Source organism: Kribbella sp. NPDC056861 (assembly GCF_040687575.1).
GTDB lineage: Bacteria > Actinomycetota > Actinomycetes > Propionibacteriales > Kribbellaceae > Kribbella.
The window spans coordinates 899,258-914,330 of record NZ_JBFBNQ010000001.1 but is presented as its reverse complement, the minus strand read 5'-3'; the positions used below and the strand labels follow the sequence as shown (position 1 = coordinate 914,330).

Annotated in this window: 10 protein-coding genes and 1 riboswitch; all 10 genes read left to right on the top strand. The window is 69.3% G+C overall.

Features of this window, described 5'->3' with window-relative positions; all coding sequences use genetic code 11:
* Nucleotides 1-19: 19 nt before the first annotated feature.
* The 10 genes from cobN to AB0P21_RS04065 all read left to right on the top strand — a co-directional run bounded on the left by cobN (nucleotide 20) and on the right by AB0P21_RS04065 (nucleotide 14,745).
* Nucleotides 20-3,739, top strand: coding sequence for a cobaltochelatase subunit CobN (gene cobN, locus AB0P21_RS04110; RefSeq protein ID WP_363693587.1), 3,720 nt, complete (start codon nucleotides 20-22; stop codon nucleotides 3,737-3,739).
* 44 nt (nucleotides 3,740-3,783) lie between these two features.
* Nucleotides 3,784-4,539 carry a 5'/3'-nucleotidase SurE gene (locus tag AB0P21_RS04105; RefSeq protein ID WP_363693586.1) on the top strand — a complete coding sequence of 252 codons (756 nt, stop codon included), beginning with the start codon at nucleotides 3,784-3,786 and terminating at the stop codon, nucleotides 4,537-4,539.
* Nucleotides 4,537-4,684, top strand: a riboswitch (cobalamin riboswitch). Its footprint overlaps the gene before it by 3 nt.
* Nucleotides 4,685-4,757: 73 nt before the next feature.
* Nucleotides 4,758-6,872, top strand: a complete 2,115-nt coding sequence (locus AB0P21_RS04100) for a putative cobaltochelatase (RefSeq protein WP_363693585.1) — start codon at nucleotides 4,758-4,760, stop codon at nucleotides 6,870-6,872.
* A complete protein-coding gene (gene cobO / locus AB0P21_RS04095) occupies nucleotides 6,872-7,486 on the top strand; it encodes a cob(I)yrinic acid a,c-diamide adenosyltransferase (protein ID WP_363693584.1) in 615 nt (204 codons plus the stop codon). The genes AB0P21_RS04100 and cobO overlap by 1 nt, the downstream gene beginning before the upstream one ends.
* 91 nt (nucleotides 7,487-7,577) lie before the next feature.
* The gene (locus AB0P21_RS04090) at nucleotides 7,578-8,933 is read left to right on the top strand and encodes a cobyrinate a,c-diamide synthase (RefSeq protein ID WP_363693583.1); all 1,356 of its coding nucleotides are present in this window, start codon (nucleotides 7,578-7,580) and stop codon (nucleotides 8,931-8,933) included.
* Complete coding sequence (gene bluB, locus AB0P21_RS04085; RefSeq protein ID WP_363693582.1) at nucleotides 8,930-10,354, top strand: 5,6-dimethylbenzimidazole synthase; 1,425 nt, start codon at nucleotides 8,930-8,932, stop codon at nucleotides 10,352-10,354. The genes AB0P21_RS04090 and bluB overlap by 4 nt, the downstream gene beginning before the upstream one ends.
* Nucleotides 10,355-10,380: 26 nt before the next feature.
* Nucleotides 10,381-10,965, top strand: a complete 585-nt coding sequence (locus AB0P21_RS04080; RefSeq protein WP_363693581.1) for a hypothetical protein — start codon at nucleotides 10,381-10,383, stop codon at nucleotides 10,963-10,965.
* Between the two features lie 96 nt (nucleotides 10,966-11,061).
* Nucleotides 11,062-12,210: a hypothetical protein gene (locus AB0P21_RS04075; RefSeq protein ID WP_363693580.1), complete on the top strand. Its 1,149-nt coding sequence runs from the start codon at nucleotides 11,062-11,064 to the stop codon at nucleotides 12,208-12,210.
* A 743-nt stretch (nucleotides 12,211-12,953) separates the two neighbouring features.
* On the top strand, nucleotides 12,954-13,874 hold the full coding sequence (locus AB0P21_RS04070) for an ABC transporter ATP-binding protein (protein ID WP_363694418.1): 921 nt from the start codon (nucleotides 12,954-12,956) through the stop codon (nucleotides 13,872-13,874).
* Entirely contained in the window at nucleotides 13,861-14,745 is an 885-nt protein-coding gene (locus AB0P21_RS04065) for an ABC transporter permease (RefSeq protein ID WP_363693579.1), read from the top strand. The genes AB0P21_RS04070 and AB0P21_RS04065 overlap by 14 nt, the downstream gene beginning before the upstream one ends.
* The last annotated feature ends 328 nt before the right edge of the window (nucleotides 14,746-15,073 follow it).

Sequence of the window (15,073 nt, the reverse complement as noted above, 5' to 3'; positions counted from 1 at the left end):
GAGGAAGGACCGGCCGCGCGTGCCCGCGAATCTGCTGCTGCTCTCTACTGCCGACACCGATCTGCTGGCTGCGTCGCAAGCCCAGGCCGGGTGGCGGGTCGCCAACCCCGCCCGGGTCGAGCTTGCCGACCTGCCGACGCTGCTCGAGGGCGTCGAGGTTGTCGTGGTCCGCCTGTTGGGCGGTCGGCGCGCCTGGGAGGAGGGGCTCGACGCGGTTATCGCCTCAGGCCTCCCGACGGTCGTGCTCAGCGGTGAGGCGGCCCCCGACGCCGAGCTGATGTCGATGTCGACAGTTCCCGCCGGCGCGGTCTCGGAGGCGCTCGGTTACCTGCGCGAAGGCGGGTCCGAGAACCTCAAGAACCTGGCGGGCTTCCTCAGCGACACCATCCTGCTGACCGGCGACGAGTTCGATCCGCCGAAGACCCTCCCGACGTACGGGCTCAGGGCCGGCCGCACGTATACCAAGGACACCCGCGCGGTGGTCGGCGTCGTCTACTATCGCGCCCACGAGATCTCCGGCAACACTGCCTTCGTCGACTCCCTCGCCAACGCGATCGAGGCTGCGGGCGCCCAAGCCCTCCCCGTGTACTGCGGAACGCTGCGCGGCCTTGACCCCAGCCACGACGACAACGCCCAGCTGTTCGAGATGCTGCGCGAATGCGACGTCCTCGTCACCACCCTGCTGGCAGCAGGCGGCACAGTCGCCTCCAACGCGACAGCCGGCGGCGACGACTCCTGGGACGCCGGCGCGCTCGCCTCGCTCGACATCCCGCTCATTCAGGGCCTCGCGCTGACCTCCACCCGCGAGCAGTGGCTCGAGAGCGACGCCGCGATCAGCCCGCTCGACGCCGCCACCCAGGTCGCGATCCCCGAGTTCGACGGCCGCCTGATCACCATCCCGTTCTCCTTCAAGGCGTACGACGCCGAGGGCATCGCCAGCTACGCGCCTGACGAGGAGCGTTGCGCCCGCCTCGCCGGTATCGCGGTCGCCCAGGCCAAGCTCCGCCACGTGCAACCCGCCGACAAGAAGCTCGCGCTGGTCCTCTCCTCCTACCCGACCAAGCACGCCCGGATCGGCAACGCGGTCGGCCTCGACACCCCGGCCTCGGCAGTCGTCCTGCTCGGCCAGCTCAAGGACGCCGGCTACGACCTCGGCCCCGACCTCAACCTCGACGAGCTGCAGGGCGCGGACGGCGCCGACGGCCTGGTCCACCGCCTGATCGCGGCCGGCGGTCACGACGTCGACTGGCTCACCGACGAGCAGCTGTCCAGCGCCGTCGCGAAGATCCCGCTCTCCACCTACGCGAAGTGGTTCGGCAAGACCCCAGAGTCGTTGCAGACGGCAATGATCGAGGCTTGGGGTGAAGCCCCCGGCTCCCTGTACGTCGACCTGTCGGGCCCCGAGCCCGCGATCGCGCTCGCGGCGCTCCGGTTCGGCAACGTAGTACTGATGATCCAGCCGCCCCGCGGCTTCGGCGAGAACCCGGTCGCGATCTACCACGACCCCGACATGGCGCCCTCGCATCACTACCTCGCGGCCTACCGCTGGCTGGAAGCGCCGGTGGAAGAAGGCGGTTTCGGCGCCCACGCGGTCGTCCACCTCGGCAAGCACGGCACGCTCGAGTGGCTGCCAGGTAAGGGCATAGGCATGGCCGCCGACTGCGCGCCCGACGCAGTACTGGGCAACCTGCCGCTCGTCTACCCGTTCATCGTCAACGACCCGGGCGAGGGCACGCAGGCCAAGCGCCGCGGGCACGCCGTGATCGTCGACCACCTGGTACCGCCGATGGCGCGGGCCGAGACGTACGGCGACATGGCCAAGCTCGAGTACCTGCTCGACGAGTACGCCACCGTCTCGGCGCTCGACCCCGACAAGGTCCCCACCCTGCGGGCGCAGATCTGGACCCTGATCCAGGCCGCGCAGCTGCACCACGACCTGCACACCTCGGAGAAGCCGGAGGACGAGGAGTTCGACGAGTTCGTCCTGCACCTCGACGGCTACCTGTGTGAGATCAAGGACGTGCAGATCCGCGACGGGCTGCACATCCTCGGCGGCGGGCCGGTCGGTGAGGCGCGGGTCAACCTCGTCCTCGCCGTACTGCGTGCGCAGCAGATGTGGGGCGGCGTCTCGGGCGCGGTACCGGGTCTGCGGGCCGCGCTCGGCCAGACGTTCGGCGTCGACGAAGCCGCGATGCTGGCCAACCCGGGCGTCGCAGTACCGGAGTTGGCCGATCTCGCAACGCTGGCCGACCTTCCTGCCGTGAGCGGCGCCGACGGCGTCGACCTGCTGGAGGCCGTCGCGCGCAAGCTCGTGGCCAGCATGGAGACCCTCGCGTGGGACGCGGCCAAGGTCCCGGTCGTCATCGAGGAGGTGCTCGGCCGGGTGGCTCCGCAGGTCGAGCGGTCGCTGCAGTTCGCCGCCGACGAGGTCGTCCCGCGGTTGGGGCGCACCGGCGACGAGCTCACGAACGTACTGCGTGCGCTGGCCGGCCGCTTCGTCGAAGCCGGACCGTCGGGCTCACCCACTCGCGGTCTGGTCAACGTGCTGCCGACCGGCCGCAACTTCTACGCCGTCGACCCGAAGGCGATCCCGAGCCGCAACGCCTGGGACGTCGGCGTCGCGCTGGCCGACTCGTTGCTGGCCAGGCACAAGTCCGAGACGGGGGAGTGGCCGCGATCGGTCGGCCTGACCGTCTGGGGCACCTCCGCGATGCGCACCCAGGGCGACGACCTCGCCGAGGTGCTCTGGCTGCTGGGTTGCCGTCCGGTCTGGGACGAGGCTTCCCGACGGGTCACCGGCTTCGAGGTCGTCTCGCTGGAGGAGCTCGGCCGGCCGCGCGTCGACGTGACGATCCGGATCTCCGGCTTCTTCCGCGACGCCTTCCCGCACGTCGTCACGCTGCTGGACGAGGCCGTCCGCAGGGTGGCCGCGCTGGACGAGGATGCCGACAGCAACTACCTGCGGGCGCACGTCGACGCCGATGTTGCTGCGGGCAATGACATGCGATCGTCCACGGCGCGGGTGTTCGGTTCCAAGCCCGGTTCGTACGGCGCCGGTCTGCTGCCACTCGTTGACGCGCGCAACTGGCGTACCGACGCCGAGCTGGCCGAGGTCTACGCGGTCTGGGGCGGCTATGCCTACGGAAAGGATCTCGACGGCGCGGAGGCCCGGCCGTCGATGGAGCGCGCCTACGCCCGGATCCAGGTCGCGGCCAAGAACGCGGACACCCGTGAGCACGACATCATGGATTCCGACGACTACTTCCAGTACCACGGCGGCATGGTCGCGATGGTGCGGCACCTGACCGGCTCCAACCCGAAGGCCTACATCGGCGACTCCGCGGTACCGGCGCAGGTCAAGACGCGGACGCTGGAGGAGGAGACCAAGCGGGTCTTCCGGGCCCGGGTGGTGAACCCGCGCTGGATGGCGGCGATGCAGCGCCACGGGTACAAGGGCGCCTTCGAGATGGCGGCGACGGTGGACTACCTGTTCGGGTACGACGCCACTGCCGGGGTGGTCGACGACTGGATGTACGAGACGTTGACCACGGAGTACGTCGCGAACCCGGAGATCGCCGAGTTCTTCCGCAAGTCGAACCCGTGGGCGCGGCACGGGATCGCCGAGCGGCTGCTCGAGGCTGCTCAGCGCGGACTGTGGTCGGAGCCGAGCGCGGAGGCGCTGGAGACGCTGCGGACCGCAGTACTGGAGACCGAGGGGGACATCGAGGATCGCGGCTGAGTGATCGGGCGGCGAGGGTGGCCAGGGTGTGATTGGGTGGACGCATGGCGTCCGAACAGCTCAGAGTCCTGGTCACCAACGACGACGGTTACGAGTCCGCCGGGATCCAGGCGCTCGCCGCGGCGATGACGGAGGCCGGCCACGCGGTGCAGGTGGTCGCGCCGTGGGACGACCAGAGCGGCGTCGGCAGCTCGCGGGCCGGGATGATCGGCAAGGCGATCGCGTCGAAGACCGGTGAGAACGGCTTCATCGGGATCGACGGGACACCGGCGCTGGCGGTGACGCTGGCCCGGCTGGGCGCGTTCGGCCCGTCGCCGGACGTGGTCGTCTCGGGGATCAACAACGGTCACAACATCGGCCCGATCCTGCACTCCGGCACGGTGGCCGCGGCGCTGACCGCCGCCAGCCAGGGCTTGTCCGGGCTCGCGATCAGCATCGACTCCGAGCAGCCGTCGTACAACGAAACGGCCGGTGCGGTGGCCCGGGAAGCGCTCTCTTGGCTGCTGGAGCAGCCGGTCGGGACGGTCATCAACGTCAACGTGCCCGACGTGCCCGTGTCGGAGCTCAAGGGCGCCCGCTGGGCCCGGCTGGTGCCGTACGAGCGGTCCCGGCTGGTGCTGGAGAAGTCCCCGACGGGCGAGCCGATCGTCGGCCAGGTACTGCGTGAGCCGCCGACCGAGACCGACACCGACGAGGCGCTGCTGCTCGCCGGCTACATCACCGTCACCCCGATCACCGGCGTCGGCGAACTCCCCGGCGATTCGGCCGCGGACCACCTGTCGGCGGCCTTCACAAATTAGCTCCACGGCCGGTGTGGAATGATCGCCGGGAAGGTCGTGGAGGAACACCGGTGACAGCCCTGCTGGGCTGAATTCCGGGGCGGTCCCGCCACTGTGACCGGGCTCTCGCCCGGAAGCCAGGACATCCGCGACCTTCCGCCAGGGAGCGCTCTCCGCGCCCCGGCGTGCCAGTGCCAAGGCGGGCGTGGACACCCGCGGGACGAAGGGAAGCACCGCCGATGGGGTCTACCCCGATCAGTCAGAACCTCAAGCCGGTCTCGAACGGCTTTCCCTTCACCGCCGTGGTCGGCATGGAGGACCTCCAGCTCGCGCTGATCCTTGCCGCGGTCTCCCCGGCGATCGGCGGCGTACTGATCCGCGGCGAGAAAGGCACGGCGAAGTCCACCGCCGTCCGCGCGCTGACCGAGATCCTGCCCGCCGTCGACGTCCTGGAAGGCTGCCGCTTCTCCTGCGACCCCACCAACCCGGACCCCACCTGCCCTGACGGCCCGCACCCCGCCGACAACAGCTCGCACCCGCGGCCCGCCCGACTGGTAGAGCTACCAGTAGGCGCCACCGAAGACCGAGTACTCGGCTCTCTCCACCTCGAGCGAGCGCTCTCTGAGGGCGTCACCGTCTACGAACCAGGCCTGCTCGCCGCAGCCCACCGCGGCCTCCTGTACGTCGACGAGGTCAACCTCCTCCACGACCACCTGGTCGACGTACTCCTCGACGCCGCCGCGATGGGCCGCGCCACCGTCGAGCGCGACGGCGTCTCGATCACCCACCCCGCGCGCTTCGTCCTGGTCGGCACGATGAACCCCGAAGAGGGCGAACTCCGCCCGCAACTGCTCGACCGCTTCGGCCTCACGGTCGACGTCGTCGCCAGCCGCGACCCCGCAGTACGGGTCGAGGTGATGCGCGCCCGGCTCACCTACGAGGCCGACCCGGCCGCCTTCGTCACCAAGTACGCCGGTCCGCAGGCCGAGCTGTCCGAGCGGATCGTCAAGGCCCAGTCCCGCCTCGCCGACGTGATCCTCACCGACGCGGCGCTGCGCCAGATCGCCGAGATCTGCGCCTCCTTCGACGTCGACGGCATGCGCGCCGACCTGGTCACCGCCCGTACTGCGGTAGCCCACGCGGCCTGGTCCGGCCGGACGGTCGTCGAGGTCGAGGACGTCCGCGCCGCGGCGAAGCTCGCCCTGCCGCACCGCAAGCGCCGCAACCCGTTCGACGCTCCTGGGCTGGATGACGAGCAACTCGAGCAGGCGATCCAGAACAGCACCCCGCCGGACCCTGATCCCGACGACGACCCGGATGGCGGCCCGGATGGTGGTCCGGACAACAACCCCGATGGCGGCCCCGACGCAGGGCCGGACGACGGCGGACCGGACAACGGGCGCCCGGATGACGGTGACTCCGCCGGCGAGAGCAATGCCGACGACCCAACGCTGTCACCCACCAACGCCGACTCCGACAAACCGGCCGAGAACTCAGGAAGCGCTCTCCCGGGCCCAGCCCCGACCGGCCAGGTAGCAGCCAGCTCCGCGCCGTACAAAGCCCGCCTGCTCACCATCGATTCCGCCGGCCCAGGCGTAGCCGGCCGCCGCTCGAGAGCGCTCACCGAGGTCGGCCGCGTAGTCGGCGACCGGCCCCGCGTCGGCCGCGAATCCGGCCGCCCGCACCTCCTCGCCACCATCCGCACCGCAGCCCCGCATCAGCACGCCCGCGGCCGCACCGGCCCCGGCCTCGCAGTCCGCGGCTCCGACGTACGCCTGGGCGTCCGCGAAGGCCGCGAGGGCAACCTCGTCCTGTTCTGCGTCGACGCGTCCGGATCAATGGGCACGAAGAGGCGGATGTCCGAGGTCAAGACCGCGATCGTCTCGCTCCTCCTCGATGCCTATCAGCGCCGCGACAAGGTCGGTCTCGTCACCTTCGCCGGTGCCGAGGCGACCGTCGCCCTCCCGCCGACCGGCAGCGTCGAGACCGCAGTACGCCGCCTCGAATCCCTCCCGACCGGCGGCCGCACCCCACTCGCCGAAGGCCTCATGAAAGCCTCCGACGTACTGCGAATCGCCGCGATCCGTGATCCGCGCCGACGCCCTCTGCTGGTCCTCGTGACCGACGGTCGCGCGACCTCCGGCGACAAGGCATTTGCCAAGGCCAAGCAAGCCGCAGGCTGGCTGGCCCAGCAGGGGATCGCGTCGGTCGTGGTCGACTGCGAACCACGCCGCGGAGTCCGCTTGGGCCTCTCGGCCGAGCTGGCCGCCGACCTCGGCGCGGAGTACCTGGACCTGGGCGAAGTTGCCGCGGGCAATCTTGTGCGCGCGGTCACCGATCGGAGCGCTGCCTGATGCCGCAAGGACAGCCGAGCGTCGTACCGAAGGACGGCCTGACCACCCGGCAGCGCCGCAACCGGCCGTTGCTGATGGTGCACACCGGGGAGATGAAGGGGAAGTCGACCGCCGCGTTCGGGATGGCGCTGCGCGGCTGGAACCAGGGCTGGAACATCGGCGTCTTCCAGTTCGTCAAGAGCGCGAAGTGGAAAGTCGGCGAGGAGAGCGCGTTCAAGGCGCTCGGGAAGTTGCACGAGGCAACGGGTGAAGGCGGCCCGGTCGAGTGGCACAAGATGGGCGAGGGCTGGAGCTGGTCGCGCAAGGCCGGCACCGAGGAGGACCACGCCGCCGACGCGATCGAGGGCTGGCGCGAGATCCAGCGCCGGATCGCCGCCGAGACGCACGATCTGTACGTGCTCGACGAGTTCACCTACCCGATGAAGTGGGGCTGGGTCGACGTCGACGAGGTGGTCGAGACGCTGACGTCGCGGCCCGGTCACCAGTACGTCGTGATCACCGGCCGGAACGCCGACCAGCGGCTGCTCGACGCGGCCGATCTGGTCACCGAGATGACCAAGGTCAAGCACCCGATGGACGCCGGCCAGAAGGGCCAGAAAGGCATCGAGTGGTGAGCGCGCAGCAGAGCAGCGGGAGCGCGAGTTCGAGCCTCAGGTCCGGACGAAGCTCGGGCCGGGCGCCGGTGGACCGGGCGCGGGTGGCGGCGTGATCCCGCGGCTGGTGATCGCGGCGCCTTCCTCTGGCGCCGGTAAGACGACGGTGGCTGTCGGGCTGATGGCTGCGCTGCGCCGAGCCGGCCATACCGTGGCCGGCTTCAAGGTCGGACCGGACTACATCGACCCCGGCTTCCACGCCGTCGCGACCGGGCGACCGGGCCGCAACCTCGACCCGATGCTGTCCGGCGAGGAGCGAGTCGCGCCGCTGTTCGCGCACGGCTGCGCCGGCGCCGACATCGCGGTGGTCGAGGGCGTGATGGGCCTGTACGACGGCGCGCTCGGCACCGAGGGCTACTCGTCCACCGCCCACGTCTCGAAGTTGCTGCAGGCACCGGTCGTGCTGGTGGTCGACGCCTCCGCGGCCGGCCGCAGCGTCGGCGCCGTCGTCCAGGGTTTCGTTGCCTACGACACCGGTGTCCGGATCGTCGGAGTGATCCTCAACAAGGTCGGCTCCGATCGCCACGAGGCCGAAGTACGCGCAGGCGTCGCACCGACCGGCATACCGGTGCTCGGCGTACTGCGTCGTGACACCCGCCTCACTGTCCCCAGCCGCCACCTCGGCTTGATCCCCGCCGATGAGCAGCGCGAACAGGCCTCGACCGCGGTAGATGCCGCCGCTGAGCTGGTCCGCCAAGGCGTGGACCTGGAAGCCTTCATCGCCGCAGCCCGGGCAGCCGCTCCGCTCGATGTGACGGCCTGGGATCCGGCAGCGGAGGTGACGCCTGCCGAGGAGGGCCGCCCGGTCATCGCGATCGCAGGCGGACCGGTCTTCTCCTTCCGCTACGCCGAGACGGCGGAGCTGCTCACCGCGGCCGGCGCGGACGTGGTCAGCTTCGACCCGCTCCACGAGTCATTGCCAGAGGCAACTTCCGCGCTCTACCTCGGCGGCGGCTTCCCCGAACTGCACGCGGAAGCGCTCTCTGCGAACGTAGCGTTGCGCGAACAGGTCGCCGCAGAGGTCGCAGCAGGCCTGCCCGTCGTCGCCGAATGCGCCGGTCTGCTCTACCTGTGCCGCGAGCTCGACGGTCACCAACTGACCGGCGTACTGCCGGCCAAGGGCCAGATGACGAGTCGTCTGACTCTCGGCTACCGGACCGCGATCGCAGCCTCCACAACGTCCTTCTTCGACGAAGGGCGGCGCGTGCGCGGGCATGAGTTCCACCGCACAACCGTCGAGTTCGACGAAGGAGTACCGGCTGCCTGGTACTTGCCCGGTGGTCAGCAGGAGGGATTCGCCCGCTCGCAGATCCACGCTTCCTACCTTCACCTGCACTGGACGGCGACGCCCGACGTGCCGGCCAGGTTCGTGGCGGCCGCACGCGTCCATGCCGGGCTGGAGAAGTGACGCTAGTTCTGGGAATCGGCCTGCGCTCCGGTACGTCGTACCGGGAGCTGCGGGATCTCGTGGAAAGCGCGCTGGTCGGTCTCGACGCGGCGGAAGTGAGCCAGGTGATCACTGTCGACGGCAGAGAGACGGAGCCTGGCTTACAGCGGCTGGTGGCTTCGCTGGGGGCTGGGTTGTTTACTGCCTCCAAGTTGGAGCTGTCGCAGCAGTCGGTACCGACGCCTAGCGATCAGGTAGAGCGACTGGCCGGTACTGCGAGTGTGGCTGAGGCTGCTGTCGTCCTCAGCGGCGCGGAGGTCGTGGTGCCGAAGCAGGTGTCAGCTCGGGCGACGGTGGCTGTTGGGCGGCTGCCGGTGTTAGCGGCGGCGGTTGCGCCGGGGTATCCGGTGGGGGAGCGGGACGTCGTCCACCGGGTCTTGGCTGAGCGGCGTGATGTCCGCCGGGGGTTTGTCGATCGACCTATTGCCGACGACGTACTGACCAGGGTGCTCGAGTCGGCCCACCGCGCACCCAGTGTGGGCTTGAGCCAGCCGTGGGACTTCCTGTTGATCCGCGACCTCGCCACCCGACAGCAGATCCGCGACCTCGCCGCTGCCCAGCAAGCTGCCTTTGCGGCGTCGCTACCTGCTGACCGGCGAAGCGCCTTCGACGGGTTGAAGATCGAGGCGATCCTGGAGACGCCACTGAACATCGCCGTCACCTGCGATGCCGGACGCGGCGGCAGGCACGTACTGGGTCGGCATGCGGATCCACGGACAACCTGGTTCTCGGCAGCGATAGCAGTACAGAACCTGTGGTTGGCAGCGCGGGCTGAAGGCCTCGGCGTTGGCTGGGTGTCCTTCTTCGAGCCAGGTGAGGTTGCAGCGGTTCTGGACCTGCCTGCACACGTTGAGTTGGTCGGCTACCTCTGCGTGGGGCATGTGGAGGAGTTTGCTGCGGCCCCCGAGTTGGTGCGGACCGGTTGGGCGGCTCGGAGGCCGCTGTCCTGGGCAGTGCACCAGGAGGCGTGGGGACAGCGGGGGTTGCCGGGAGTCGAGCCCAGTGCGGTGATTGCTGCAGATGCGGCGGCTGCGGACGCAGTACGGGCTGCTGGGACGCAGGTGGTTCGACTAGTTGTGGCGGAACTCGCCGCTGCGGCGTACTTGGAGCGGGCGGATGGGCTCGTAGTACAGGTAGGCAGTGAGAAGCCTGCGGCCGACTACGGGGTGCTGTGGCGTCCAGCGCGGACAGTGGATGAGGCTGTCGAGCTGGGCGTGGAGGTGGCGAGGGACCTTGTCCTGCAAGGAGTTGGAGCCATCGAGCTGGAGGTGGCGTCGGAATCGGCTGTCGCTGCAGGTCTGGCGCGCGGCGTTCGACTGGGAGCACTGGCTTGTGGAGCGGGCGTGGATGAGCCGGTGAAGATGAAAGACTCTTCCGCATGACGGTCCCATCTCAAGGCCCTGCGCCTATGTACGTTCCCGCCTTCTCGATGAAGCAGCGGATCACCCTGATGGCGAACAGGTACGAACTGATCGCCACCAACCCGGATGGCACTGACGGGTCGCTGCTGGCGTTCGCCCAGCAGAAGCGGATGGCCTTCAAGGAGCAGGTCACCTTCTACGCCGACGACACCAAGGCCCAGGCGGTCTTCTCCTTCAAGGCCCGCAAGCGGCTGGACCTCGGGTCCGGCTACGACGTGTTCGACGCGAACGGCCAGTCGATCGGCTGGTTCAAGAAGGAGTTCGGCAAGAGCCTGCTGCGGTCCAGCTGGCAGCTGAGCGCTCCGGGCCTGGACACCGACGGCACCGAGCGGAACGCGACCATCGCCGCGGTCCGGCGGATCTGGCAGTTCGTCCCGTTCGTCGGCGAGATCCCGCTGCCGTTCATCTTCCACTTCGACTTCAAGGACCGGAGCACCGGTCAGCCGGTGCTGTCGGTGGAGCGCAAGGTCTCCGTGCGCGACCGCTACCGGATCACCGTCCAGGACTCGCGGCTCGATTTCCGGGTCGCCGCGGCCATGACGGTCGCGCTGGACGCGCTGCAAAGCCGCTGACTTTCGGCTACTGGTCGCCGGGATCCATTCACTCTTTTGGGTGAACGGACCCTGAGCGGCTTGGTTCGGAGGGTGCGCGGTGCGAGTCTTGTAGACATGGGAGCAGCGAAGCGCAGTCGACGGTGGTTGGTGCCGGTCACGGCAGTCGCAGTAGTGGCAGGCGTGGGGGCGTTCGGGCCAATGGTCGCGGATGCCTCTCCGGATCTGCCCAAGATCACCGCGCAGGAGCTGCTGACCCGCGTTCAAACGGCCAAGATCGACGGCCTGTCCGGGACGGTCACGTCCTCGACGGACCTCGGCCTACCAGCGCTGCCCGGCGTCGGCGGCGAGGGCGAGGGCGGCGAGGGTGCCAACCAGTTCCTCGACCTGCTGACCGGTGACCACACCGCGCGGGTCGCCTTCGCCGGCCCGGACAAGGCCCGCGTCTCGGTCCTCGACAACATGGCCGAGCGGGTGCTGACCACAGACGGCAAGACCGCCTGGGCCTACGACTCCGCCAAGCGCGAGGCCACCAAGCTGGCGCTGCCCGCGCACTCGACCACCGCCCCGAAGACTGCGCCCGAGAAGTCGGCGTACGACCCGCAGGCGGTGGCGAAGCAGTTCCTCGCCGCGATCGACCCGTCCACCAAGGTCGAGGTCAGCGGCACCGAGAAGGTCGCCGGCCGCGACGCCTACAAGCTCCGCTTGGTCCCGAAGACGGACCAGACCACGGTCGGCTCCGTGACCCTGGCGGTCGACTCGAAGACCTGGGTCCCGCTGCAGGTCACCGTCCTCCCACGTACCGGCAAGGACCCGGCGATCCAGCTCGGCTTCTCCTCGGTCTCCTTCGACGTACCGACGGCGAGCACGTTCGCGTTCACCCCGCCGAAGGGCGTGAAGGTGACGGAGAAGCAGCTCCCGTCGAAGAAGACCGGCAAGCAGACCCCGCCGATCACCCCACCGAAGCCCGGCACCCCCGACAAGCCCAGCACCCCGGCCAAGCCCTCCGCGCCCTCCGCTAACCGCCCCACCGTCATCGGCGAAGGCTGGAACACCGTCGCAGTACTCCGCGGCGCCTCCACCGCAGGCAACCCGGCCCTGGACCAACTCCTCGCCAAGGCCCCGACAGTCCAAGGCCCCTGGGGCACCGGCAAAATCCTCTCCACCAAGATGCTCAACGCCCTGATCACCACGGACGGCCGCATCTTCACCGGCCTGGTCACCCCAGACGCCCTCCAAGCCGCCGCCACCAAGGCCCCCCGCTGACCAACCAGCCAGCAACCACCCCGGTACCCCCGATGCCCACCCCACCCCGGGACCCAGCCGCACCCGCTGACCCCGACGTGTCGCCCCTGCCCGCCGCCGCTGCCAACCCCGCAGCGCCGACAGGCAGACCAAGTCGCGCCACCGACGCCGCAGGCCGGCCGAGTGACTCTGCTGCCTCTGCATCTGATGCCGCAGGCCGGCCCAGTGACTCCGTTGCCTCTGCATCCGACGCTGCAGGCCGGCCGAGTGACTCTGCTGCCTCTGCATCTGATGCCGCAGCGACGACAGGCCAGTCCGCTCACGCGGCTGACTCTGCGTTCGACGTCTCCGCTCTGGGAGGCCTGTCAGCTCGATCGACCGATCCTGCGTCTTCTTCAGAGGCGGCTACCGACTCATTCGCGCAGGCTGCAGTACCGGGCCCACCTGCCGAGAAGGCCGACCTGTCGACGCAGCTGGAACCCGCCTCCGGCACCACCACCGCGTCAGGCCGGTCAGCTGAGGCAGCCGAGTCAGCCAACTCTGCGTCTTCTCCAGAGCTGATTCCCGATCAAGCCGTGCAGGCTGCGACTCCCGCTCAACCTGGGGAGTCGCGTGCTGCTGCTACCCAGTCGACCGAGCAGGCGGCATCGCCAACCGCAGGCACTCAACCGACCTGGGCAGCAGTTGCAGCCGGCAAAACCGCCCCAAGTTCAGCCGGAAACCCCACACGTAGCCCAGCCGGAGACTCCGCCGAAGGCGCCCCGATCATCACCCGCGGACTCACCAAGCGATTTCGCGGCGGCCAGATCGCGGTAGACAGCATCGACCTCGTGGTGCCCGCAGGCAGCATCTTCGGCTTCCTCGGCCCCAACGGCTCCGGCAAGACCACCACCATCCGGATGCTCCTCGGCTTGATCGCGCCCACCTCAGGCTCGGTAGAGCTGCTGGGCGAGCCAATGCCCAAAGCCCAGCTCTCCGTTCTCCCACGCGTAGGCGCTCTGGTAGAGGGCCCAGCCTTCTACCCCTTCTGGACCGGCCTGGCCAACCTCCTCAGATTCGACGCCGCCGACCGCACAGCCGACCCCCGCACCCGAAAGCAACGCGCCGGCCTGGCACTCGAGCGCGTCGGCCTTTCCAACGCAGCAGGCAAGAAGGTCCGCGCCTACTCACTCGGCATGCGCCAACGCCTGGCGATCGCCGTCGCGCTGATGCAACACCGCGACCTCCTCGTCCTGGACGAGCCGACCAACGGCCTCGACCCCCAAGGCACCCGCGAGGTCCGTTCGCTGATCCGCGAACTGGCCGACGACGGTACGACGATCTTCACCTCCACCCACCTCCTCACCGAGGTGGAGCAACTCTGCACCCATGCCGCAGTGATGAGCCGCGGCCGGATCGTGCGCCAGTCGACCATGGCCGAGCTACGTTCCGAGCTGCGCCCGCGCCTCGTCGTACGGACGCCTGATCTCGAGCAAGCAGCGACCACGTTGACCAGCCTCGGCCTGACCGACGTACGGCGATCGGAAGAGACCGTGGACGGCGATCCCGGCGAACTGCCGATCGACAAACTGGCCGCCGCGCTGGTCGCGGCGGATGTCCGGATCCACGGGTTCGGGCTGGAACACCCAAGCCTCGAGGATGCCTTCGTCGCACTGACCGGGGAGGGCTTCGATGTCGCTGAGTGAAACCGCCGACCGCCGCGATTTAGCCAAGGTCAACACCCAGAACACCCGCCGCCCGACCGCGGGCCGGCACACAATCGCCCTCTTCGCCTCCGAACTACACCTGGTCTTCGGTCGCGCCCGCACCTGGGTGACACTCGCCGTACTGGCCGGCGTACCAGTCCTGGTCGGCGTCGCCATCAAGCTCTCCGGAGCCGAAGGCGGCGAAGGATTCATCGGCCAGGTGGCCGGCAACGGGTTCTTCCTCATCGTCGCGAGCCTCGGCCTTTCTCTGCCCTTCTTTCTACCTACAGCGGTGACCGTCGTAGCCGGGGAGTCGCTGGCCGGCGAGGCGAGCCTCGGCACCCTGCGCAACATGCTGACCGCACCAGCCGGCCGCTCACGACTACTCGCGGCAAAGATGGTCGCCCTGATCGTCTTCTGCCTGGTCGCCACGATGATGATCTGGCTCTCAGGCCTGATCGCCGGCCTACTGCTGTTCCCGGTGGGAGACGTCATCCTGCTATCCGGCACGACCGTCTCCCTGGCCGACGGCCTGCTCCGAGCATTCGGCATCGCGATCCTGGTCGCGCTATCGCTACTCGGCCTAGCCGGAGTCGGCCTCTTCGTCTCATCCCTGACCTCCACCCCACTCGCGGCAATGGCAGCAACCTTCGGCGCCTTCATCGTCTTCGGCATCCTCGGCGCGATCCCACAGATCGACGAAATCCACCCCTGGCTCCTGATGTACGGCTGGCCCTCCTTCGCAGACCTACTCCGAGACCCGCCGTACTGGGACGCGATCATCCGCAACCTCCTGATCCAAGCCGCCTACCTGAGCGTGTTTTACGCAGCAGCCTGGGCCCGTCTCACCAGCCGCGACATCAACGGGTAGCTGTACTCCGCACGCAAGACACCGCTCGACGCGGCAACGGCGGTGGTGCTTCTGGCGGTTGCCGCTGGTCAGGACAGCCCCGCAACGCGTTGGCCAGCGCCTGCCGGATTCTCGCCATCGCCTAGTGGTCGCCGATCGTGGAGGCCGTCATCAGCGCCTCCGGCAGCCCACCTCCGCCCCGGCGAGGCCGCACCCCGCAACCGCAACCGCACCCCGCAACCGCAACCGCACCCCGCAACCGCAACCGCACCCCGCAACCGCAACCGCACCCGTAGCCGCACCCCGCAGACTGACCTGCGGCATAGGAACGTGCGGCAGCGGGCGCGTC